General features: G+C 43.5%; 17 protein-coding genes. 6 read left to right on the plus strand and 11 right to left on the minus strand.

Annotation, left to right across the window (positions count from 1 at the left end):
• From AB4161_RS02215 to emrD, 4 genes are all read right to left on the minus strand, one after another.
• Positions 1-1,517, minus strand: a 1,517-nt coding sequence (locus tag AB4161_RS02215) for a type I secretion system permease/ATPase (protein ID WP_372082681.1), incomplete at its 3' end; no start/stop codon positions are given.
• Between the two features lie 156 nt (positions 1,518-1,673).
• Positions 1,674-2,480: an exodeoxyribonuclease III gene (xthA, locus tag AB4161_RS02220; RefSeq protein ID WP_372082683.1), complete on the minus strand. Its 807-nt coding sequence runs from the start codon at positions 2,478-2,480 to the stop codon at positions 1,674-1,676.
• Positions 2,481-2,649: 169 nt separating this feature from the next.
• Positions 2,650-4,740 carry a S9 family peptidase gene (locus AB4161_RS02225; protein ID WP_372082752.1) on the minus strand — a complete coding sequence of 697 codons (2,091 nt, stop codon included), beginning with the start codon at positions 4,738-4,740 and terminating at the stop codon, positions 2,650-2,652.
• Between the two features lie 334 nt (positions 4,741-5,074).
• Positions 5,075-6,280 (minus strand): multidrug efflux MFS transporter EmrD, encoded by a 1,206-nt coding sequence (emrD, locus tag AB4161_RS02230; RefSeq protein WP_017065927.1) that lies wholly within the window; start codon positions 6,278-6,280, stop codon positions 5,075-5,077.
• Between the two features lie 499 nt (positions 6,281-6,779).
• On the opposite strand from emrD, the gene AB4161_RS02235 reads away from it, so the two are divergent.
• On the plus strand, positions 6,780-8,897 hold the full coding sequence (locus AB4161_RS02235; protein ID WP_229647105.1) for a methyl-accepting chemotaxis protein: 2,118 nt from the start codon (positions 6,780-6,782) through the stop codon (positions 8,895-8,897).
• A gap of 112 nt (positions 8,898-9,009) precedes the next feature.
• On the opposite strand, the gene AB4161_RS02240 is transcribed toward AB4161_RS02235, so the two are convergent.
• From AB4161_RS02240 to dinG, 5 genes are all read right to left on the minus strand, one after another.
• Positions 9,010-10,143, minus strand: a complete 1,134-nt coding sequence (locus AB4161_RS02240; protein ID WP_102332495.1) for a cupin domain-containing protein — start codon at positions 10,141-10,143, stop codon at positions 9,010-9,012.
• Between the two features lie 36 nt (positions 10,144-10,179).
• Positions 10,180-10,350, minus strand: a complete 171-nt coding sequence (gene rsmS, locus AB4161_RS02245; protein WP_017055021.1) for a pleiotropic regulatory protein RsmS — start codon at positions 10,348-10,350, stop codon at positions 10,180-10,182.
• Positions 10,340-10,888 (minus strand): primosomal replication protein, encoded by a 549-nt coding sequence (locus AB4161_RS02250; protein ID WP_017062115.1) that lies wholly within the window; start codon positions 10,886-10,888, stop codon positions 10,340-10,342. Before AB4161_RS02250 ends, rsmS begins: the two co-directional genes overlap by 11 nt.
• Before the next feature lie 22 nt (positions 10,889-10,910).
• Positions 10,911-11,690, minus strand: coding sequence for a sulfite exporter TauE/SafE family protein (locus AB4161_RS02255; protein WP_372082685.1), 780 nt, complete (start codon positions 11,688-11,690; stop codon positions 10,911-10,913).
• A 128-nt stretch (positions 11,691-11,818) separates the two neighbouring features.
• Positions 11,819-13,894: an ATP-dependent DNA helicase DinG gene (dinG, locus tag AB4161_RS02260; RefSeq protein WP_372082686.1), complete on the minus strand. Its 2,076-nt coding sequence runs from the start codon at positions 13,892-13,894 to the stop codon at positions 11,819-11,821.
• A gap of 512 nt (positions 13,895-14,406) precedes the next feature.
• On the opposite strand from dinG, the gene AB4161_RS02265 reads away from it, so the two are divergent.
• A complete protein-coding gene (locus AB4161_RS02265) occupies positions 14,407-15,372 on the plus strand; it encodes a porin (RefSeq protein WP_372082689.1) in 966 nt (321 codons plus the stop codon).
• 133 nt (positions 15,373-15,505) lie between these two features.
• Positions 15,506-16,177 carry a DUF2057 family protein gene (locus tag AB4161_RS02270; protein ID WP_372082754.1) on the plus strand — a complete coding sequence of 224 codons (672 nt, stop codon included), beginning with the start codon at positions 15,506-15,508 and terminating at the stop codon, positions 16,175-16,177.
• A 58-nt stretch (positions 16,178-16,235) separates the two neighbouring features.
• Here the strand turns inward: AB4161_RS02270 and AB4161_RS02275 are convergent, their stop codons facing one another.
• A complete protein-coding gene (locus AB4161_RS02275; protein WP_372082691.1) occupies positions 16,236-16,964 on the minus strand; it encodes a pseudouridine synthase in 729 nt (242 codons plus the stop codon).
• 321 nt (positions 16,965-17,285) lie between these two features.
• Here AB4161_RS02275 and AB4161_RS02280 point away from each other — a divergent pair, with 321 nt between their 5' ends.
• Complete coding sequence (locus AB4161_RS02280) at positions 17,286-19,511, plus strand: NADP-dependent isocitrate dehydrogenase (RefSeq protein WP_372082693.1); 2,226 nt, start codon at positions 17,286-17,288, stop codon at positions 19,509-19,511.
• Between the two features lie 327 nt (positions 19,512-19,838).
• On the opposite strand, the gene cspD is transcribed toward AB4161_RS02280, so the two are convergent.
• Complete coding sequence (cspD, locus tag AB4161_RS02285) at positions 19,839-20,060, minus strand: cold shock domain-containing protein CspD (protein ID WP_004736548.1); 222 nt, start codon at positions 20,058-20,060, stop codon at positions 19,839-19,841.
• 585 nt (positions 20,061-20,645) lie between these two features.
• On the opposite strand from cspD, the gene clpS reads away from it, so the two are divergent.
• The gene (gene clpS, locus AB4161_RS02290; protein ID WP_004737430.1) at positions 20,646-20,966 is read left to right on the plus strand and encodes an ATP-dependent Clp protease adapter ClpS; all 321 of its coding nucleotides are present in this window, start codon (positions 20,646-20,648) and stop codon (positions 20,964-20,966) included.
• Positions 20,967-21,005: 39 nt separating this feature from the next.
• Positions 21,006-23,279, plus strand: a complete 2,274-nt coding sequence (gene clpA / locus AB4161_RS02295; RefSeq protein ID WP_372082695.1) for an ATP-dependent Clp protease ATP-binding subunit ClpA — start codon at positions 21,006-21,008, stop codon at positions 23,277-23,279.
• Positions 23,280-23,464: the final 185 nt, after the last annotated feature.

Raw genomic sequence — 23,464 nt, forward strand, 5'->3', positions numbered from 1 at the left:
CAGCAAAGATCAACACGCCCAAGAAACTCTTCGCCTTCTTTGTCGAGATGGGAATCAGGCTCATCAAGCACGAGTAGCTTAGGTGAGAAAACCAATGCTCTTGCGATGGCAAGTTTCTGGGCTTGTCCACCAGATAACTGATGACCAAAAGAACCGATAATCGTTTCATATCCATTCGGTAAGGCGACAACAGCATCATGCACACCGGCTTGAATAGCGGATCTGACGATTTGGCTATCCGTAACGTTGGAATCAAATCGGGCGATATTTTGTTTGACAGTGCCATGTAAAAAGTCGATGTGCTGAGGAACATAACCGACGGTGTGTTTGAACTGATTCAGATTCCACAACTCAACATTGAGTCCATCGATAGAAATGCCACCTTTTGAGGGCGATATGCCGTTAGTGATCATTTTGCAGATGGAAGACTTACCTGACCCGCTAGGGCCTATCAATGCGACTCGATTTCCTGATTCCAGTCTTAGCTTCAAACCATTAAGAGTCGGCTTGTTAAGTTTTTCAGACGCGAACCATGTGACGTTGTCGATGACCAGATCACCTTTAATTGTTTCCAACTCGGTTCGCTCGGTATGTTTAGTATGAGAAGCAAATTCCTTAGCTAAGCGTTTGTTTGCATCCAAACCAGTTTTCCATGCTTGAATACCACTAGAGAGCATCTCAATTGGCTGGAGTGCTCTCGCCATTAGGATTGAACCCGCAATCATTCCACCAGCAGACATGGCATTTTGAATGACTAGACTTGCTCCGACAGCCATGATGATGAGTTGAAGGACCATACGTATGTAACGAGAAAATGCACTCAGTGAACAGGTGGCTTGATCTAAATGGCTTCGAGACCAGCTCTTCTCCGCCAATATTTCTTGGTAGGTCTGACTTAAACCTTGTTGTTGATGTTGGCTAAAGATCGTGGCGTGTTTTTGAAAGCACTCGTCGTTTTTTCTTTGTGTTGCGAGCTGGCTTAAGTAAGTGGTTTTAAAGTGCTTAGATTTAACCCAATGAGAAAGCAATGTTGTCATGAGAATAAAAACAACGGCACCCACACCGACTAATCCTATATATGGATGAATCGCAAACATAATAATAAGAAACAGGGGAGTGAACGGCAGATCAAACATGACAAAGTAGGCTGGAGAAGAGAGTAGGCTCTTTACCTCACTTATATCGTTGAACAGATGTTTTTCTTTTGATTTCGATGAGAAGGAGGTTTGTTCAAATAGCTGCTGAGACGCGATAAATTCAAATTTGATCGCTTTCTTTTGTGCATACTTGGCTCTAGACGCGTCAAGGAACGCTTGGGCTGTAAGTAGGAACACAGCAATGAAAGCCAAGAATAGAAGCGTATCTAAACTTTGACTTGAGAGGACTCGATCAAACACTTGAAGGCTGAATAAGGGAACGACTAACATCAATACGCTGATCGCTCCGCTGACCACCATCATCGGAAGTAAACTACGCAGATTAATTGGATTTATACCGGCCCAAGGCTTTGCGTCCATACAAAACTCTCTCCATTGGTTGTCCAAATAGTATAGATGGGCAGTGGCGAGAATGTGAACTATCTCAAGCTTTTTGAGTGGATTTGAGCTACGTAAAAAAAATGCACAAGCTAAACAAAAGCTTGTGCATTTTTGATTTGAAATTTAATTTGGATTTTATTTAAACGTTGACCAAATCGGAGCGTGATCTGACGGTTTTTCAATGCCGCGTAGCTCGTAATCGATGCCAGCTTCAGTACACTTATCAGCAAGCTTTTGAGTCGCAAGGACTACATCAATACGCAGGCCACGGTTGTCCACGAAACCTTTTGAACGATAATCAAACCACGAGTATTGGTCATTCACTTCAGGGTGAAGCAAACGGAAGCTGTCTACAAAGCCCCAGTTCATCAATGTTTTCAACCATTCGCGCTCTTCTGGCTGGAAAGAGCATTTACCTGTTTTCAACCAACGTTTTGCATTAGGTTCACCAATGCCGATGTCTGCGTCGATAGGGCTGATATTAATGTCGCCCATTACGATCACTTGCTCATCTTTGTTGTGATAGTCGTTTAGGTAAGTCATTAAGTCTTTGTAGAACTGGCGTTTGTACGGGTATTTTGTTTCATGCTTGATGTTATCCCCTTGAGGGAAGTAACCATTTAGCACGGTAACCTTTTCACCATTTTCATCTTCAAACGTCGCCATGATCATGCGTTTTTGATGATCTTCATTATCTGTTGGGAAACCCTTCTGCACAGAGATAGGCTCTTGCTTGCACAACATTGCCACACCGTAGTGGGCTTTTTGACCGTGGAAGTAAACCTTGTAGCCCATTGCTTCAACATCAGCAATTGGGAAGGCTTCATCGTGCACTTTTATCTCTTGCAGACCAATCACGTCGGGTTGGTGTTTGTCGATAATAGCTTGCAGTTGGTGAAGGCGGGCTCTAAGACCGTTGATGTTGAAGCTAATTACTTTCATTTGTTTTTATACCTCTCGTAAACCTTTGTCACTGGTTGTTTTTAAAGGTTTTTGATTTGGTGGATTTCATGGTTCAACGTATTTAACCATGCTTAATAATTTCTGTCGCCACTTTGTAGAGACAAAATGGCGACATTAAATGATGTGAATACTGACAGTTACGGAGAATCTATTGAGTATTTAGTAAATCTAAAAAGAAAGCGTATTCAAGTGCGTCTTCTTTTAGTCGTTTAAATCGACCAGAAGCCCCGCCGTGACCGGCTTCCATATCGGTTTTGAACAACAACACATTATTGTCTGTTTTCATTTCACGCAGTTTCGCCACCCACTTCATTGGTTCAAAGTACTGTACTTGTGAGTCATGCAGGCCTGTCGTTACCAACATGTTCGGGTAGTTTTGTACCTTAATGTTGTCGTACGGTGAGTACCCCAGCATGTAATCGTAGTAGGCTTTATCGTTCGGGTTACCCCATTCGTCATACTCATTGGTGGTTAGAGGGATCGATTCATCGAGCATGGTTGTCACAATGTCTACAAACGGAACATGTGCACCAATACCACGGTACAGTTCTGGTGCTTGGTTGATGATTGCTCCCATCAATAGACCGCCAGCAGACCCCCCAACGGCGAACACTTTATCTTTCGCGCCGTAGCCTTCTTCAACAAGCTCTTTGGTTACATCAATAAAGTCGTTGAACGTGTTTTGTTTGGTCAGTTTTTTGCCATCTTCATACCAAGGGCGACCAAGCATTTCTGAACCGCGGACATGTGCGATGGCATAAACAAAACCTCTATCCAGTAGGCTTAGGCGAGTTGAGCTGAAGGTAGGTTCAATCGTAGAGCCGTAAGACCCATAGCCGTATTGGTAGATTGGGTTAGTGCCGTCTTTCTTAAATAAGTCTTTACGATAAACCAAAGAGACAGGAACTTGCTTACCATCGCGAGCCATAATCATGATTCGCTCTGATTGGTAGTTATCCGCTTCGAAATCACCTAATACGGGTGTTTGCTTCATGAGTTCGGATTCACCTGTACTTAGGTCGAAATCATAGTAAGTACCTGGCGTGGTTAAGCTGCTGTAATAGATACGAACTTTTGCGTTATCTAATTCATAGTTACTCGTTAGGTAAGCGGCAAATGCGGTGTCGTTAAATTCAAGTGGAAACTCGTGGCCTGTTGAGAGTTGGCGAACTTTCACTGTAGACAAGCCATCCGCGCGTTGCTCGTAGACAAGATGGTCATCAAACAACTCGAAATCTACAAGCTGAGTATTATCGTCTGCTGGGATGACATCGACCCATTTTGAGCGATCATGCATCTCTTCAGCTGTGACTTTCATTAAACGGAAATTGACCGCTTGGTAGTTGGTGTAGATGTAATACCAATCACCTAGCTTAGCGATGCTGTACTCTATGCCGGTCTCTTTTGGGTAGAAAGCCTCAGCTGTAGCCTTTGGGTTGTTGGCATCGATGACTGAGACACCGCTGGTTTCTGTGCTCGAATGCCAAATGTAGACCTGTTCACCATCTTTGCTTTTACTCAAAGAGGTGTAGTAAGCACTATCGGTCTCTTCGTAGATTAACTGATCGCTTGCTTGAGCGCTGCCTAAAACGTGGCGGTAAACTTGATAACCTAGCAATGTTTGTGGATCTTTTTTGATGTAGTAGAAGGCTTGGTTGTCGTTTTGCCACGCGATAGCACTTGAAGCGCCTTCAATTTCATCTTTTAGGTATTCACCTGTTGTGAGGTCTTTGATCTTGATGGTGTAAATTCGTCGGCTCAGCGTATCTTCGCCATAGGCCAACAAGTTTTCGTCTGGGCTGATCGTTAAGCCACCAATACTGAAGAATTCATGCTCTTTTGCTAGCTCGTTAACATCTAAGATGACTTGCTTGTCTGTGCCTAAAAAGTTTTTTTCACGCAGGTGAACTGGGTATTCGTTGTCGCCTGTGACCTTATTCGAGTAGTAGTAACTGCCTTTGCGAACCGGTACCGAATTGTCGTCTTTTGCGATTCGGCCTTTGATCTCTTGAAATAATTGTTTTTGTGCTGCTTCTGTATGTTTTAACACTGTATCTGCGTACTGATTCTCTTGCTCAAGCTGTTGCAAAATCTCTAGATCTTGGCGTGCATCATCGCGCATCCAGTAGTAATCATCGATTCGGGAGTCACCATGAATCGTCATTGCGTGAGGGACTTTCTTAGCAACGGGTGCTTGGGTTTGCTGAGCGACGAGCTGTGATTGAGAGTAGTGGTTCATGGTTGATATTCCTTGATTGCTGCATCCGGCGACAAGCGCTATTGATACGACTAATGTGGTTAAAGCGATACGCATCTATATATCCCTAGTGTGCACCTTACTCTTTTTGATGCCAGCATCCTTTGTTGGTTGGGTATCTTCCAGTGATATTATTTATAATTGGATTCTGGATATGCACCTTCATCGTAAGTGTCTGTTATTGTTTTCAAAAAATCAAAGTAATGTTAAATGAAATTACTGATACGTGAGAGTGGAAGGAATAAATGTGCAACAAAAAGGGACACACTTTTCAGTACGTCCCTTTCCTTTGTTTGGGCAGGATTCGAGCTTTACGTTAAATAGCCAATGGCATTTCATTTGAGTGGTCAGGTTTACGATTAACCCAACGTAAACCAAGCATAGCGATGAATGACATTGCAATCATCAAGCAACCGAGTGGCAGTTGGTCTTGAGCTGGGAAGAACGATGCCAATAGTGTTGCGATGCCAGCACCTAGATTTTGCATACCACCTAAAATCGCACCTCCAGTACCAGCGTGGTACGGGAATGGCGAAAGTGCCCCTGTTGTTGCTGCTGGGAATAATATGCCAGCGCCCAAGAAGTAAATTGTGGCACCGCCAATCAAAGTTAATGCTGTTGTTTGACCAAACAGACCCGGTATCAATACCACTGTTGAGCCTACCAATATCGCAACCAGACCAACATTCAATGCACGGCGCTCAGAGCGACGTTGTGCGATGTAACTAGATAAGCCTGCACCGACTAAGTAACCTGGAATAGGCAAGACAAACAGCAAGCTTACTGTGGTTGCCGGTAAGCCAAGTACGCCACCAAGCAACACACCTGCCGCTGCTTCAAATACGGCTACACCAGCAAAGGTTGCGACTAATACCAATAAGAAACCTTGGAAACGTTTATCAGACAGAACGAACTTGTAGCTGTTGGCAACCGATTCATGCTTGCGTCGTTCTTTCGGCAGTGTTTCCATCATGCTCGTCATCATAGTGATCACAACAGCAATACCAAACAGCGCAAGGAATAAGTAGCTAGAACGCCAGCCGAAAACTTCTGTTAGGTAACCACCCAGTACAGGAGCCATCAATGGTGAGAAAATCACACACATGCTAATCAAGCTGTTTGCACGGTGCAGCTCTGCGCCTTCAAAACAGTCGCGAGTCAATGTACGAGACATCGCACCACCACAACCGATGCCCAAACCTTGGATAAAGCTGCCCGCTAAGAACCATTCATATTCGTGAGCGAACAATGCTACCAAAGTACCGATGATGTAGATGATCAAACCAATCACGATGATCGGTTTACGACCTAGGCGATCTGAAAGTGGGCCGTAAACAAATTGCGACAGACCATAAGGGATCAAGTAACACGCCATCACTGCCTGCAGTGAAGATGCCGAAACTAAGAACTCACCTGCCATATGACCGATAGAAGGCACGTACATCGTTTGAGTCATTTGACCTACGGCAGTCAGAATAGCGATTAAAAAGGTAAGTTTCGCTAATGGAAACGAGGCGGACATTTGCGTATCTCTCCAAAAATTAAGACGTAAAAAGCCTTAGCGCTCCATTAAAGGAGAGCCAAATGAATAAAGTGTTCAGGGAATCTAGGCGTGAGATATTAGAGCTTGATTGCGGGCTTAGCAATCAAAAAGTGTGAAGTTGATCAAGATAAAAATCTATAACTTGGATTATAAAAACTAATCCGAAGTTACTGCATTTTAAAGAGGGAGAGGGTGGAGTGGGCTTCCTTTAAATATCGATGTTCTGGCTATGTCCAAAGCGCTAAAACCTAAGCAACACAGCTAATGATTATATGAGTACATTATTTGAAATCACAGAAAAAAGGAAGAAAACACGCTCTATTAACATTTGTATAAACTTTCATTTTATATGTAAGCAATTTGTGCTGTAATTATCCGCTAAGCTATTCGTCTAACTCATTTACATTGTGTACAGCAATTCGTTGTCGATGTGATAGTTATGGTTATGGAAGTCTTTTGGCTTAAATAAGGATATTAAATGCGCTCTCTATCGGTACAGTGGAAAATAACCCTCTTAGCAGGTTGTTGTTTAATCATTACGTCACTGTCTCTTATTGGTTTCTCGATCTACAACGCGACGAGCAATCAACAAGTCATCAAATCTCAAAGTTCAGAATCAGTTATCAATAAAACTCAGCAGTTGCTGGCGTCTGTTTCTCAGCTAAACGCTCAAGAAACTCAACGTTATGTAGACGAAGCTATTTACCGCGCAGAGATGCTTGCGGCCAGTGCTCAGTTTCTAAAAAACAATGCAGACGAAAACTTTACACCAAGTGAAGAGCTTCGTACCGCCTTGGATGAAATGGTTCGTCGCTCGGTTTTAAACTTCGACTCTATTCAAGGAGCGTATCTAGTTTTCAAGCCTGACTTGCTCGATAGTGAAGATGCGAATTATGTCGATGCTGATTATGTTGGTTCTAACGAAAAAGGTCGTTTTGCTCCTTACTGGAAGGTGGCAGATAACGGTGAAAATGTTCTAGCGAACGTTCTTTCAGAATCTATCTTGAATGATGACAGCAATAGCGAACGTTTTTACTGTCCTTTGTCTTCAGGGCAAACGTGTATTAGTACGCCGAGAGTCGTGAACAGCGGTGGTGTAGCACTACTTACGTCCTCTATTTCAGTCCCTATTTTGGTTGACGACGTTGCTATTGGTTTTCTTGGTATTGATCTAAGACTTGATGGTTTAACCAGTGTGATTACTCAATCTGACCAGAGCTTGTTTAACGGTGCGGGTAAAGCTTACGTGGTTAGTCTAGATGGTTCGGTCATCGCTTCTGATGATTCAAGCATTGCAGTCGGTTCAACTTTCCAAAGTGGCAATACAAACAGTGATTTAATGACCGACTTTATCTTTGGTGGTGAAGTGACAACGCAATGGAGCGAGAACGGTGAGTGGTTACTTGCCTTTGCACCTGTTGTTGCAGCTAACCAAACTTGGGGGGTGTTGTTTGAGATCCCAAGAGACAGTGTCGTCGCTGACGCAAATAAATTGGATTCCATCATTAGCACTAAGCTAAGTGAAGGCATCAAAACAGAAGTGATCGCCGGTACAGTGTTTATTATCTTTGGCTTAGCCATTATCGCGTTTGCCTCGTTGTCTATTGTGAAGCCGATTCGTCAGGTTGTGGAAAGGTTGAATGACATCGCTTCAGGTGAAGGTGATTTGACACAGCGTTTGGAAGTGAAATCTCAAGACGAAATTGGTCAGCTATCTAAAGGGTTCAACTTATTCTTAGACAAGTTACAACACACGATCAAAGAAGTTATTCACACCACTGAACAAGTGGCGAGTACGACAAGCCAGGCTAAAGCATCGGCATCAAGCACCAGAGAAAGCAGTGAATCTCAATTTAAAGAAGTGGATCTTGTGGCGACAGCGGCAGAAGAGATGACTCAAACTGCGGGCTTAGTGGTACAAAACGCAGAAGTGGCCGTTGATGCTGCTTGTGAAGCGAATCGTTCTGCTCAACAAGGGCAACAAGTCATCGAACTTTCAGCCGGTGAAATGAGAAAGCTGGTTGAGCGTATGTCGAGTGCTGTTCCTATTGTTGAAGAATTGGCAAAAAATAACGGAAACATCACCGAGATCTTAAGTGTGATTGAAGGGATCTCTGAGCAAACTAACTTACTGGCATTGAACGCGGCGATTGAAGCGGCTCGTGCTGGCGAACAAGGTCGAGGTTTTGCTGTTGTTGCGGATGAGGTAAGAAACCTCGCAAGTCGCACCCAGTCATCGGTTGGTGAGATCAGAGCGGTGATCGACAAGGTTCATGCTGGAACTCAAGATGTCGTTGAAGCAATACAAGAAGGCAATATCCTAGCTAACGATACAGCACTACACGTTCAGAAAGCAGTTGAAGATCTGGGGTCGATCTTTACTTCTATTGAGGCGATCAGTGATATGAACAGTCAGATCGTTCGAGCAGCCGAAGAGCAACAATCGGTTTCCGGTGAAGTAAATCAAAGCGTGGTTAATATTCGCGATTTGAGTGCGAAGATCTTGGAGCAAGCCGCGGCTTCTGAGCAAGTCGGCAATGAAATTGACCAACTGTCTCAACAACAAAAGAAGTTGGTCAATCAGTTCAAGGTATAAGCATTAAGCCTTAACCAGTTCTTGAATAGAAAAAGGGACAAATGAAGATTTCATTTGTCCCTTTTTTAATTGTTTATTTAGAGGCTAGGCAATAACCAGCGGTTGACGCTGCTTACTCTTCGATAAACCAGTAGCCTTTGTTGACCAATTCAGTCACGACAGTTATGCCCGAAGGAGATAGGGCAGTAGCCGAGGTAATCATGGTCTCATCGCAAAGTATGTTGAGTAACGAAGAATCCGCTTCATCCACCTTAACCACTTCGCCATTGATGTAAGCAGTGTTGCTTTCATTTTCGTGGTAGAGCGCCTTTAAGCCTGATACTCGGTGAATCTCACCTTCAGACTCTAAGTGTTGAGCGATCTCTTCTTGAGTCCATAGTGGCTCTGGAGCAACGATATCAAGCTGGTGGCGTGATTGGCTTAGCAGACAACCCATGAATTCACTGATGGTTTCAGGTTGCTCTAGTGCAGATTTCAACATGCCTGTGAGATTACTTAAATCCGATGAACGAATTTTTCCGTAGCCTTCTTGCATTTTGAATTCTGGATCGTGCAGGTGTACGTCACCCATATCATGAGCAAGCACAAAATCGGCAAAGTTGCTGATCAGTTCTTGTTCTTTAGGCGAGCGGTAGCCAATAGAGTAGCTCATTGACGGCTCTAACGTGCTCCCTTCATGTGGGAAACCTGGTGGGATATAAAGGATATCGCCCGGCTCTAAAGTTTCATCAATGATTGGGTCAAAACCTTCAATTTGACGAAGTGCAGACGCTTGAACAGTCTCTTTGTATTGGCCAACATCTTTAGCGCCAACCTTCCATTGACGTTTGCCTTGACCTTGAATGATGAAGACATCGTATTGATCAATATGTGGGCCTACGCCGCCTTCAGGTGCTGAGTAGCAGATCATGAGATCGTCGAATAACCAGTTTGGTAACGCTTGGAACGCCTCAGTCAGCTGATTTGCGCCTTGGTGCCAGTGGTTCGCTGCTTGAACGATCAGTTGCCAATGAGTTTCGGTTAATTCGCCAAACTTTTCTTCAGAGAATGGGCCGTGTTCTGCAGTCCACTGATTGTCGAGGTTAGAGACAAAGCGAGAATCCACTTCTTCTTCCATCGATAAACCAGCAAGTTCTTCCGGCGAAATTGGGTCGACGAAGTTTTGGAAGCCACCCTTTAAGATGGTTGGTTTTTTATGCCAGTAGTTTTCAAGAAACTCGGGCATAGAAAAGCTGAGTTGGTACATGTGAATCCTGTATATTTTTATGCTAGATGCTAGATGCTAGATGCTAGATGCTAGTTTGGCTTGTAAATCTTGCTGGACAATTTTGATTGCTTCTAACGCGACTTTTGGATCGATTTCGTTGCTTTCGAGCAGATAGATCAGGTCGACAGCTAACTTAACTTCTTCTGGTGCGTTATCCAGTGGTGATGGTGTGTTATCAGTGTTCATTTCGCTTAGGGTTCTCTAAGTTAATCAGTCTCTCAATATTTTTCATTGAGTCTTCACAGCGTTCTAATCGCTCTTTTGCTAACTGCCAAGCCTCTTCCGCTTTTTTCTTACTGTGGCGAGGCGCAGAATCAAACGTTAACTTTCGTACTCGTACTAAATCGACCAATCGCTTTTGCCAGTCTTGGTGCTGGGCGAGTTCGTTGTATAGGTCGTTCAGGGTTTTCCCTGACTTGCTTTTTCGGTCCAAGCGTAAATCGTGGTTGGCTAACTCTCTTTGGATTGCTGCAATCTGATTGGTCAGCTTTTCTGTCAGGTAGTTGGCTCTGGACGCGGTCAGTTGATTTGAGGTTTGTTCACGTACAATGGTGCGGTACGTTGCCTGAGTTTCAAGTGCATAGGGAAGCAAAACAGAGGCGCCGCATTTAAATAAGGCTCGGTCAAACAAGGCTTGATGATAAGCCCCTCGAGATTTGTCAACCTGCGAGCAATGGCCAATCAAGGTATCAATAACACTTTTTAGCTTTGAAAATTGATTCATTTCACTTCCCGTTGGCTACTGCCTATAAGTTCACAAACCAAGCTTCGTATGCCAGTTTAATTGCAAGTACGCTTACAACTGTAACAAACACAGGTCTTATAAATGTAGCACCGAACCGAATAGCAGAGTGAGCGCCAACAAATGCACCGGCCATCAAACAAAGGCCCATGGTTAAACCTAGAACCCAATCAATATGACCAAGAATCGCGAAGGTCACCAAAGAGGTAAAGTTACTGGTAAAGTTCATGGCTTTGGATAGACCAGAGGCAAGTAAGATGTTTAAGCGATAAAGCGCCATAGAGCTTACCGTCCAAAACGCGCCAGTTCCTGGGCCAGCAACCCCATCATAAAAGCCAAGAATGAATCCTTGGTACTTTTGTTTTCTCTTAAGCACAGGGCATGGCTTAGGAGACACATTATTGCTCACATCTGGAGTCTTATGAAAAATGGTATAGACCGCTGCGGCAAGAATGACTAACGGCAATACCTTCTCTAACCACTCGGTGCTAATGGCATCAACAGTGAGTGTGCCGATGGTCGCACCTATTAAAGTAGATATGAATGCATTGACCCAACACTCAGGCTTGAACAGCTTTTTACGGTAGTAAGTGAATGCAGCTGTAGATGAAGCAAACGTTGCGGCCAGCTTATTAGTTCCGAGTGCAATGTGTGGCGGCAGGCCAAGCGATAGCAAAGCTGGAACGGTTAACATCCCTCCGCCACCTGCGACAGCATCAATAAAGCCTGCTGCAAATGCAACCAGAGCAAGTATGACCAACATGGTTGGCTCAATCATTTCCATAAATAGCTAGTGTTCTCGTTATCGGCTGATAGGGCAGCCACATGAAAAACCGATGGATTAGTCATGTTGGGTTGTGAATGCAAGGGCCTAGCGATGAAGGCCCATAACTACCTCAAGGGCAGGGGATATTAGTATTTTATTGTTCTTTTAAAAGGCGGTAGTGAATCGAGTAGGGACTTTCCGTATCGCTTCGTTACTATGCGTCTATCAAGGATCGTGACTTTACCAGAATCTCTTTCCTTACGCAGTAGTCTACCCACAGATTGAATAAGCTTTTTACTCGCATCTGGAACAGTAATCTGCATAAAAGGGTTACCACCGCGTGATTCAATATATTCTGAATGTGCTTGCTCTACGGGAGAGGTAGGAACACCAAAAGGAATCTTGGTAATAACGAGGTTTTCAAGAAGCTCACCCGGTAGATCAAGACCTTCAGAAAAGCTGCCAGTTCCAAAAAGAACGCTGGTTTTACCTTGGTCTATTAGCTTTTTATGTTTTTTTAGAATTTCAGTTCGTGAAGTATCGCCTTGAACCTGCAATGCCCACGACTTTTTAACGAAATCTGTTGTTAAAGCCTCTGCAACTTTGTTCATTTGCCAGTAAGAAGAGAATAGAACGAGATTGGCTTTTTTGTCTTCTATTACCTTAGGCAAAATTTCAATAAGATATTCGGTAAACTGAGGTGCTTGTGGTTCGTACTTCATTGCCGGAACGATCAGCTCAGCTTGATTCTGGTAATCAAACGGTGATGCCAAAGCCAAAAACTGTACGCCATCTTCTGCTTTTTGGCTGATACCGGCTTGATGACAGAAAAAGCTGAAAGAGTTGAGCGCCCTCATGGTCGCAGATACTAATACGGCACCCACACAGCGGCTCCAGATTTGTTGATCCAGTTGCCAACCTACCTCTAGTGGCGAAACATTCACAACGAAATCGCCTTCGCTTTCTTTATTCAGTTCGAGCCAACGAGCCAAAGGAGCGCCTTTTTCTCTCTTCGGTTCAGCCATTAAGCGCCAAACTTGAGCAAGGTTCTCTGTTCTTTGTATATAGAAGCCAATTTCTGCCAGTGCCGGCTCTGCAAGTTTTGCTGAAAGCTCGCCGTCTTTAACTCGTTCTGCAATTAGGTCTGCAATCTTCGCAACGGCTTGGCTCGCTTTTTGTGTGAGTTGCTTGAGGTCTTTTGATTCATTCTCAAGCCACTCAGGTAAGTCGCCATGTTCGAAGCGATACAAGCCGTCTTCAAAGTGGTTAGCGTCAAACTGTTTACTTATTTGAGTCAGGGTAGGGATCAGCTGTTGCACTGAGTCTTGCAGCTCATTTCGAAATCGATGGACACGTTTCTCGTCAGCGAGGCCTGAAAGCTTAGTGATTGATTGATTCAAACGCTCCAACCACGATGCTGCGCCTTTTAAGCTCGCAGCCGCAGAAGAGTGATCTCTGGCTACATGCGGTAAATGGTGAGCTTCATCGAATATATAGATGCTATTTTCTGGTTCAGGCAGTATCACGCCGCCGCCTAAGTCTGCATCAGCCATCACTAAACTGTGATTGGCGATAATCACGTCTGCTTTATCTAGCTCTGAGCGAGCTTTCTGGAAAGGGCAGTCTCTATGCGTAGGCATACTGTTGTTACAGCTGTGCTTATCGCTGACAATCATCTGCCAAATCATGTTGTCGATGGGTTTGGGCCACGAATCACGGTCACCATCCCATTTACCTTGGGTTAGGCTACGATACATGGTTTGAAGTTGGTCGATATCCTTCTTCTTTGGCTTAGATTCGAACATGGCCATTTGTCCGCCATCAACCCCGCAGGCAGCGGCTAGCTTTTCGGAACAACAATAACGCTGTCTGCCCTTCGCTAATATGAAAGAAAACTCTCGATCAGTCAGTCTTCTATATAGAGGGAGATCTTTATTGACGAGCTGTTCTTGTAGCGCAACCGTTGCCGTTGATATGACTATTTTTCGGTTATTGAGCACAGCGACAGGAATAGTTGCCATTAAATAAGCCAGTGATTTCCCGATCCCGGTTCCCGCTTCTGCAACAATCATGCGATTACTTTTGTGGTATTGACCACAAAGTGTCTTCGCTATTTCTGCAACAAGGTAATTTTGAGCACGTCGAGGTACAAAGTTGTCCAACTGATCTTGGAGGTTTTGATAACTGGTGCGAATAGATTTTTGAATTTTAGTAGTTAGCATACTGTGACCTACGTAACGGAGCGAGGATAGTAGCACATATCACTAGTCGGTACATTTACGGTGAAATAGCTTGCTTTTGAATCAAAGGTAGATCTTGTTCACAAAAAAAAACTGAACCATCAGGAACTTAACTATTTTATTTATGTTGCGAAATATAAATATTAAAAAAGACTTGCTTGTAGGTGTTAAATCCTGAGATGTGGCGTTTTTACAAGTTGTTTGTGGTGTTAAATGCTGCTTTGTTCTTTTTTTGGATTATTATATTTCCTGATAAAACTAAGGATAAGCTGCTCGTAAAACTATGAAAAAAAATGTAAGTAGTTGATTTTGATTGCTTTGTGTTTTTTTAGGTTTGTTTTTAGTTTATTTGACACGCAGGATAATCTTTTGCAATCTAGACCTCGAAATTTAGTGACGGTGATTAACCAACAAAGAGTGGTAATAACCAGTCATAAAAATAAAAGGGAACCGGGCAAGGATCTCCCATTCTTAGAAAAGGCAGTGGATTTATTATGAAAAAGACTCTATTAGCACTAAGTGTTATGTTTGCAGCAACATCGGCACAAGCAATCGAAATTTACAACCAGGAAGACTTATCTGTTAACCTAAGTGGCGACATCGAAGTTGTTTACGTTAAAGGTTTTGCAAAAGATTCAGAATTCCAGCAAGAAATTCAAGATGCTGACTTTGGATTTGATGTTCGTTATGCGCTTAATGACGAGCTAACTTTTGGCGGTTATTGGGAGTTTGATGGAGCATCTGGTGAAGTAACTGGCGGTTCTTCAACATCTGCAGATGTTGGTGATGTCTATGTGGCTTTATATACTCAAAACTACGGTTCTGTGAAGGTTGGTCGTACGTGTGGCGCGCTAGACGATGCTGGTGTTGGTTCTGATTACCAGTTTGGTGTGAGCTCTTTCTTCGAAAATGGTAGTGAGTTCTGTCAAGATGAAATGATTCGTTATGATATCGATACAGGGACATTCTATGCTACAGCATCTCTTGCTCAAGATGAGAATGACAGCACAGATGCTCTTGGCAAAGATGGAGCGTATTACGATCTTAAACTTGGTGGTCGTGTAGCTGATTTTGATTTCACTGCATACTATGGCTACGCAGAATTGGAAAAGATGGCGCCTGGCGCGGACGACGCTATTTGGGCATTAGAAGCTCGTTTCTCTGGCGTTGAAAGCTTGAATCTTGAGTTGGGCTATTACGCGACAACAATGGATACAGGAGTTGTAAAAGTAGATGCAGATACTATCGCTTTTGCTGCTGATTACACTATTGATGCAGTAACTATCGGTGCTGGCTACAGCACTTCTGATAGTGACAACAATGACAATGACGCCGACAACTGGTTTGTAAATGCTGGTTACGGCTTTGCTCCGAACACTACGGCTTACATTGAAGTTGGTGGTACAGACCAGAAAAACACGGACACTGGTGTTGCTGTAGGTGTTAAAGCTAGCTTCTAATTGAGTTTAGTTAAAAACTTTCTTATAAAGCCACCTCAGGGTGGCTTTATTTATTTTTACAGTTTAATATTTCATATAATAATTACTTAATTATTTTTGGCAACGTGCCTGATGAAAGGAGTCAATCTCTGTGATGTTTAAAAAGCAATTATTCTTTGTTTTAACTATGCTTGCATTTTCTGCACATGCTATAACTCTGGTTCCTAGCAAAGGTGTCTCTGTTCTTTACATTAATGGTGTAGAGGCTGATTCTAAATTGGGGACGAATATAATAAGAAATGGTACGACTCAAGTTGTTGTCCGAATGGACAAAGAAGTTGGTCGTGGTAGTGGTAATAGCGTATTTACTTCTAAGCCATATTTATTAACGTTTGAAGCAGGTGGGAATGAAATTAAATTGGATCACCCGGTTGCTCGAAGTAAAAGCGAAGCGGAAAAAGCTTTCAGAAAGCAAAACCCCGATTGGCGTTTAACTCAAGACGGTAACGAACTTGTCTATCAACAAGAGTTACTTCAAGGCAAGAAAGGTCTACTTCCATTTATGGGAATGGACAAGCTTGTAAAAGAACATAACGATCAACGAGGAATCACGTTTGTCGATGGTGCGTTAGTCACTGCCACGACTACTGCGATAGTTCCCTCTCCAGTTACAACTCAATCGGATACTCCGAAACTAGATCTTAAAACTGCCCCAAGCGTTGTGGGAAGTGTTACTCAAAATGTCGAGCAACTTAAAGCTTTGTATCTGAGCACTTCAAAAGAAGACCGTAAAGTATTCCGTAAATGGATGATTGACCAAGAGTAATCAATCTTCACGTACAAAAAAGCGAGACGTAAATCTCGCTTTAATATATTGCTATGAGTTAAATCTCTTTCCACTCACCAGGCTGCAGCTGCCCCACATTCATATTACCCATTGAGTAACGGATAAGACGCAGGGTAGGGAAGCCGATATTGGCTGTCATGCGTCTTACTTGGCGGTTACGTCCTTCAATGATTGTAATAGCCAACCATGTTGTCGGTATCGCGGCTCTGAAGCGTACTGGAGGGGTTCTATCCCACACAACAGGTTCAGACATCACCTCAACCTGAGCGGGCAGTGTCATGCCGTCTTTTAGTTCGACACCTTTTCTCAATTTATCTAAATCTTCCTCAGAAGGTGCGCCTTCAACCTGTACCCAGTAAGTCTTTGGGGATTTTGAGTTTGGTTGAGTTAGCTTAGCTTGAAAAATACCATCGTTGGTCAAGACCATTAACCCTTCGCTGTCGCGGTCAAGGCGACCTGCAGCATAAACGTCTTTCACTGGAATAAAATCCGCTAGCGTTTTTCTCCCTTCGCCATCTGTAAATTGGCTTAGAGTATCGAAAGGCTTGTTGAACAGAATTACTTTGCGATCCTCGAGTGCTACCTTAGGTTTTGTGTTGGTAGGCTTGCCTTTATATCGGTGCTTGCTTGAGTGAGATTTGTTGTGCGAATTGCCAGTGTTATTCTTATCACTGCTTCGGCTTTGTCTATTACCGCTTTGTTTTAATGTTGCACCAGAACGAGCCGGTTTGTCTGAACGAGATGCGCTGCGTGAGCGAGTAGACATGTTAACTACCTTGCAAAAATGTAAACGAAGTGTGCTGAAAAGTTTTCACTGAAACGGAATTGAGCTATCATTTGCGCGCCTAAAAGACACAAAATAGAACAAGTTGATGGACTCTTAAGCCTGATTTGTTTAATTATACCTTCGTGTTTTATTATAACAACGCACTCACGGATTTGGTTCATGCTGTCATCAAGATTGTATGAAAAATAAGATAGAGTAAGACTATCGAGTAAGCAGTTTTCACTCTTAGAGTGGCTTACTGGTCAATTTATAACACGCTCACTACTTTAAATGAGCTTGTAAGAACTATAGGGAAATTTCATGCCTACTGAAAAACCAACGATCATCTATACCATTACAGACGAAGCTCCGGCGCTAGCAACATACTCTCTGCTGCCTATCATTCAATCTTTTACAGCTTCTTCTGGTATTAACGTTGATACTCGCGACATTTCACTTGCAGGGCGTATTATTGCCAACTTCCCTGACTATTTGAACGAAGAGCAACGTATTGGTGATGCATTAGCAGAACTAGGTGAATTGGCTAAGACACCAGAAGCAAACATTATCAAGCTTCCAAACATCTCTGCATCTGTACCTCAGCTTCAAGCAACAATCAAAGAGCTACAGTCAAAAGGTTACGCTCTTCCTAATTACCCAGAAGAAGCAAACACTGACGAAGAGAAAGCAGTAAAAGCGACTTACGACAAAATCAAAGGCAGTGCAGTAAATCCAGTATTGCGTGAAGGTAACTCGGATCGCCGCGCTCCACTTTCTGTTAAAAACTACGCGAAGAAGAACCCACACTCAATGGGTGCTTGGTCTGCAGATTCTAAGTCGCACGTTTCAAGTATGGACGACAAAGACTTCTTCGGTAGCGAAAAGTCAGTAACCATTGAAGGTGCTACAGAAGTTAGCATTGAATTCGTTGGCAAAGATGGTGCGAAGAAAACATTGAAGCCAGCTTTTGCACTGCAAGATAAAGAGATCATTGATGCGTCAGTGATGAATAAGGCCGCTTTGGTTGCATTCTTCGAAAAAGAAATCGCATCGGCTAACGAGCAAGGTGTACTGCTTTCTCTTCACTTGAAAGCGACGATGATGAAAGTATCTGACCCAGTGATCTTTGGTCACGCGGTTAAGGTTTACTACAAAGACGTATTTGCTAAACACGGTCAGCTGTTTGAAGAGCTAGGCGTTGATGTAAATAACGGCATCGGTGATGTCTACGCGAAGATTGATGCGCTTCCTCAAGAGCAGAAAGAAGCAATCGAAGCTGACCTGCAAGCGGTATACGAGACTCAGCCACCACTAGCGATGGTTGATTCGGACCGTGGCATTACTAACCTACACGTACCAAGCGATATCATTGTGGATGCATCTATGCCTGCAATGCTGCGTTCTTCTGGTCAAATGTGGGATCCAGAAGGTAAGCAAAAAGATACCAAAGCAATGATCCCAGATCGTAGCTACGCGAGCATTTACCAAGCGGTTATTGATTTCTGTAAAGAGAACGGCGCGTTCGATCCAACAACGATGGGTAGCGTACCAAACGTTGGCTTGATGGCTCAAAAAGCGGAAGAGTACGGTTCTCATGATAAGACTTTCATCCTTGAAGTTGCTGGTCAGGTTCAAGTTGTTGACGCTTCAGGCGCTGTGCTTCTTGAGCAAGACGTAGAGGAAGGCGATATCTTCCGTATGTGTCAGGTTAAAGATGCACCAATCCAAGACTGGGTTAAGCTTGCGGTAACGCGTGCTCGTGCATCGGGTGTTCCAGCGGTATTTTGGCTAGATGCGTCACGCGCACATGATGCTCAGCTTATCAAGAAAGTTGAAGCATACCTTCCTGAATACGATACCGATGGTCTTGAAATTAAGATCCTTGCTCCACTTGAAGCGACTCAATACTCACTGGTTCGTATCAAAGAAGGCCTAGATACTATTTCGGTTACTGGTAACGTATTACGTGATTACCTAACTGACTTGTTCCCGATTTTAGAGCTTGGTACATCAGCTAAGATGCTATCGATTGTTCCACTAATGAACGGTGGTGGTCTGTTTGAAACAGGTGCTGGCGGCTCTGCTCCTAAACATGTTCAACAAGTAGAGAAAGAAAACCACCTGCGTTGGGATTCTCTAGGTGAATTCTTGGCACTAGCGGCATCTCTAGAGCACCTGAGCGTAGTAACAGGTAACGCTAAAGCACAAGTTCTAGCTGATGCGCTTGATAAAGCGACGGGTGAGTTCCTTGATAACAACAAGTCTCCTTCACGTCGAGTAGGTGAGCTTGATAACCGTGGTAGCCACTACTATCTAGCGGCATACTGGGCTAAGGCGCTTGCTGAGCAAACGGCTGACGCTGATCTTGCTGCTGAGTTTGCAGGTGTGGCAAGTCAACTGGCTGAAAGTGAAGAAGCGATCGTTGCAGAGCTGAACAACGCTCAAGGTGTGGCTGGCGACTTAGGTGGTTACTACCTACTTGACGATGCATTGGTTTCAACACTAATGCGCCCAAGCTCAACGCTAAACGCGTTTATTGATGCATAGTGATTGGACTCATCGTTAGTCAGTCATGAACGTGATTTGCTAACGAGTTGCTTAGGCTGATAGCTAAGTTATAGATAAAGTCAAAACGAAAGACGCTTTAACGATAATGTTAAAGCGTCTTTTTTCTGTCTAATACTTCTTAAGACCTAGCTTAAGGGGAGTAGCTCTTCGAGCTCATTGTCCAGTGAGCAACTTTAGAGCCCCCAAAACGAAAAAAACCGCTCACGTAATCCTGTGTTACAGGTATTAAATGAGCGGTTTCAATATTCTGTTTACCTGTCAGCCGTTAATGACGACTGATGGAGGTTAACATGAGTTTGCATTCGCCTATTTTGCGGCGCTGCCTTCTACAGGAACAACGGAGCTAGCATGCGAGCCTTTAGGTCCACTTTCTACTTCATAGTCGACCTGCTGACCAGCCTTTAAGGTTCGATAACCTTCCATTTGTATTGTGGAGTAGTGCGCGAAAATATCGCCGTCTTCACCTTCTGGACAAATAAAGCCAAACCCTTTGGCATTGTTAAACCATTTTACTGTACCTGTAGCCATGCTATACATCCCTCATGCATTTTGTTACTAACGTTGTTATATCAATTGTTGTAAGTGCGATTGATATCATTCCTACCAGCTAAAGAATTTCAGCTAATAGCTTGAATCTCGTACATTGCTTACGGAAATTAACGCTACCCTGCGTAATTATTCCTTATTGTTAATTTTTGAAGCGTGTTACTGATTTTAATTCATGTTGCAAAAGTGTATTAAAAAACCTTTTAGCTCCAATGTAGCTAATGATTGAGCACAGTCAATAGTAAATTGGTATAAAAGTGATCAATTTTAATAACAAATCACATTCGAGATTAACCGCAAACTATTAACCAAATAGTAACTTAGCGGTAATGTTATCGTTAGTATCAATAGTTATGGCGTCTTTTTAATCAATCACATATGTTAATCTTGTTAATCGAGATCTTTTATTTGCAGCGATGGAAATGGTGGATTAGGCTCAGTATAGAGGAATATTTTTTGGTACTGTTTCTAGGTGCAGTTTCTTAGTACACGGTAAAGCGTGAATGTGGTAAATTTGAGTTAGGTAAACACTCACGACTTCCGAAAAATAACCCTTAGCAAAGCGATATGAGCAGAAACTTTGAATGGGCATCTCCAGGCTCAGATTTACTGGAGAAAGAAGCAACAAAAGTAAAGCCACCGGCGATGTATAACGTTGTGTTGAATAACGATGACTACACGCCCATGGACTTTGTAATCGAGATCCTAGAGCGATTCTTCTCACTAGATATCGAAAAAGCAACGGAAGTGATGCTCAAGGTTCATTATGAAGGTAAAGCTATATGCGGCACATACAGTGCTGAAATAGCGGAAACAAAGGTAGCGCAGGTCACGATGTACTCAAAGGAAAATGAGCATCCGCTACTATGTACAATGGAGCAAGTATAAATTGCTCGAACAACACTGTTGTTCCCTTAGGAGGTACTTATGCTAAATAAAGAATTAGAGACGAGTTTAAATGGCGCATTTGCTCGTGCGCGAGACAAGCGACATGAATTCATGACTGTCGAACACCTCCTACTAGCATTATTAGAAAATGATGCGGCCAAGGAAGCGCTCCAAGCTTGTCAGGCTGATCTCGATGCTCTTCGCAATGAGCTCGATATTTTTATCGATCAAACGACCCCACTTATCCCTGAAAGCGACGAAACTCGCGAAACTCAGCCTACGTTGAGCTTCCAACGAGTACTTCAACGCGCTGTTTTTCATGTTCAATCTTCAGGTCGCAGCGAAGTAACAGGTGCTAACGTACTTGTGGCTATTTTTAGTGAGCAAGAATCTCACGCGGCATATCTTCTTAAGAAAAACGACATTAGTCGCTTAGATATTGTTAACTTCATCTCACACGGTATTACCAAAGCGAGCAACGAAGGCGACAGTCCTTCATCATCCGATTCATTTGGTGGTGCAGAAAATGCTGAAGAAGCTAACTCTGAAGACCGTTTAGAAAATTTTGCTACTAACCTTAACGAAGTCGCAAAGCAGGGCAATATTGACCCACTAATCGGTCGTGACAAAGAGCTAGAACGCACTATCCAAGTTCTGTGTCGTCGTCGTAAGAACAACCCTCTGTTAGTGGGTGAAGCGGGGGTAGGTAAAACTGCCATCGCGGAAGGTCTTGCATGGCGCATCGTTGAAGGACAAGTGCCTGAAATCATTCAGAGCAGCATAATTTATTCTCTAGATATCGGTTCACTGTTAGCCGGAACCAAATATCGTGGTGACTTTGAGAAACGTTTTAAAGCGATTCTTAAGCAACTGGAGAAAGAAGAAGACGCGATTCTGTTCATCGATGAGATCCACACCATTATCGGTGCCGGGGCTGCATCGGGTGGTCAGGTTGATGCGGCAAACTTAATTAAACCACTACTAAGCAGTGGCAAATTACGTTGCATCGGTTCAACAACGTACCAAGAGTACAGCAGTATTTTTGAGAAGGAGCGTGCTTTAGCTCGTCGCTTCCAGAAAATAGATATTATTGAACCATCGCTAGACGATACGACCAAGATCCTGATTGGCTTGAAGCCAAAATACGAAGCTCACCACGAAGTGCGCTACACCAACAAAGCGTTGCGTGCCGCTGTGGAACTGTCAGCTAAATACATTAATGAACGCCACCTTCCTGATAAGGCCATTGACGTAATCGATGAAGCGGGCGCTCGTAGTCGTTTGGCACCTGCAAGCCGTCGTAAGAAAACGGTAAGCGTGGCTGATATTGAGTCAATGGTTGCGAAAATGGCGCGTATTCCTGAAAAGTCAGTATCGTCTTCAGACAAAGATACACTCCAGAAACTGGATGAGCGCATGAAAATGTTGGTATTCGGACAAGACCCTGCAATCGATGTATTGAGTGAAGCGATTAAGCTGACCCGTGCTGGATTGGGTGCAGACAATAAACCTGTTGGTTCATTCTTGTTTGCTGGTCCTACTGGTGTCGGTAAAACAGAGGTGACTGTTCAGCTGTCTAAGTTGATGGGTATTGAGCTTCTGCGCTTTGATATGTCTGAGTACGGTGAGCGACACTCAGTGAGCCGCTTGATTGGTGCGCCTCCTGGTTATGTTGGTTACGACCAAGGTGGTTTGCTAACGGATGCCGTAATCAAGAACCCGCACTCTGTTGTGTTACTGGATGAAATCGAGAAAGCTCACCCAGATATCTTTAACTTGCTACTGCAGGTAATGGATAACGGCACGCTAACTGACAACAATGGTCGCAAAGCGGACTTCCGTAATGTGATTCTAGTGATGACGACCAACGCAGGTGTGGCTGAAACCGAGAAGAAATCGATCGGCCTGATCCAACAAGATCATGCGCCAGATGCGATGGGCGAAATCAAGAAGGTATTTACTCCTGAGTTCCGTAACCGTCTTGATAATATCATTTGGTTCAACAGCCTTGACCCAAGTGTGATTAGCCAAGTAGTTGATAAGTTCATTGTCGAGCTTCAGGTTCAACTGGACGCTCGTGGCGTGTCTTTAGAGGTTTCTGAGGATGCTCGTCACTGGTTAGCTGATAAAGGCTATGACAAGACCATGGGTGCTCGTCCAATGGGACGTGTTATTCAAGAGAAGCTTAAGAAACCACTTGCTAACGAGTTACTGTTCGGTAGCTTGGTTGATGGCGGTACGGTTAAAGTATCCCTGAAAAAAGACGAATTGGATTTCATCTATGTTGGTGCTAAAGAAGAGGTCATGCACTAACGAAGTGATTGATAAATCAAAGGCTTAAATATAAAACGCATGACTTAGGTTGTGCGTTTTTTTATGCTTGCGAGATGCGAGATGCGAGATGCGAGATGCGAGATGCGAGATGCGAGATTGATGTGCTTGTGTAGTAAAAAGCTCAGGCAATAAAAAACGGAGCCTTAAGCTCCGCTTCTTATTGT

Origin of the sequence: Vibrio sp. 10N.286.51.E5, assembly GCF_041469125.1 — a bacterium.
GTDB lineage: Bacteria > Pseudomonadota > Gammaproteobacteria > Enterobacterales > Vibrionaceae > Vibrio > Vibrio crassostreae_C.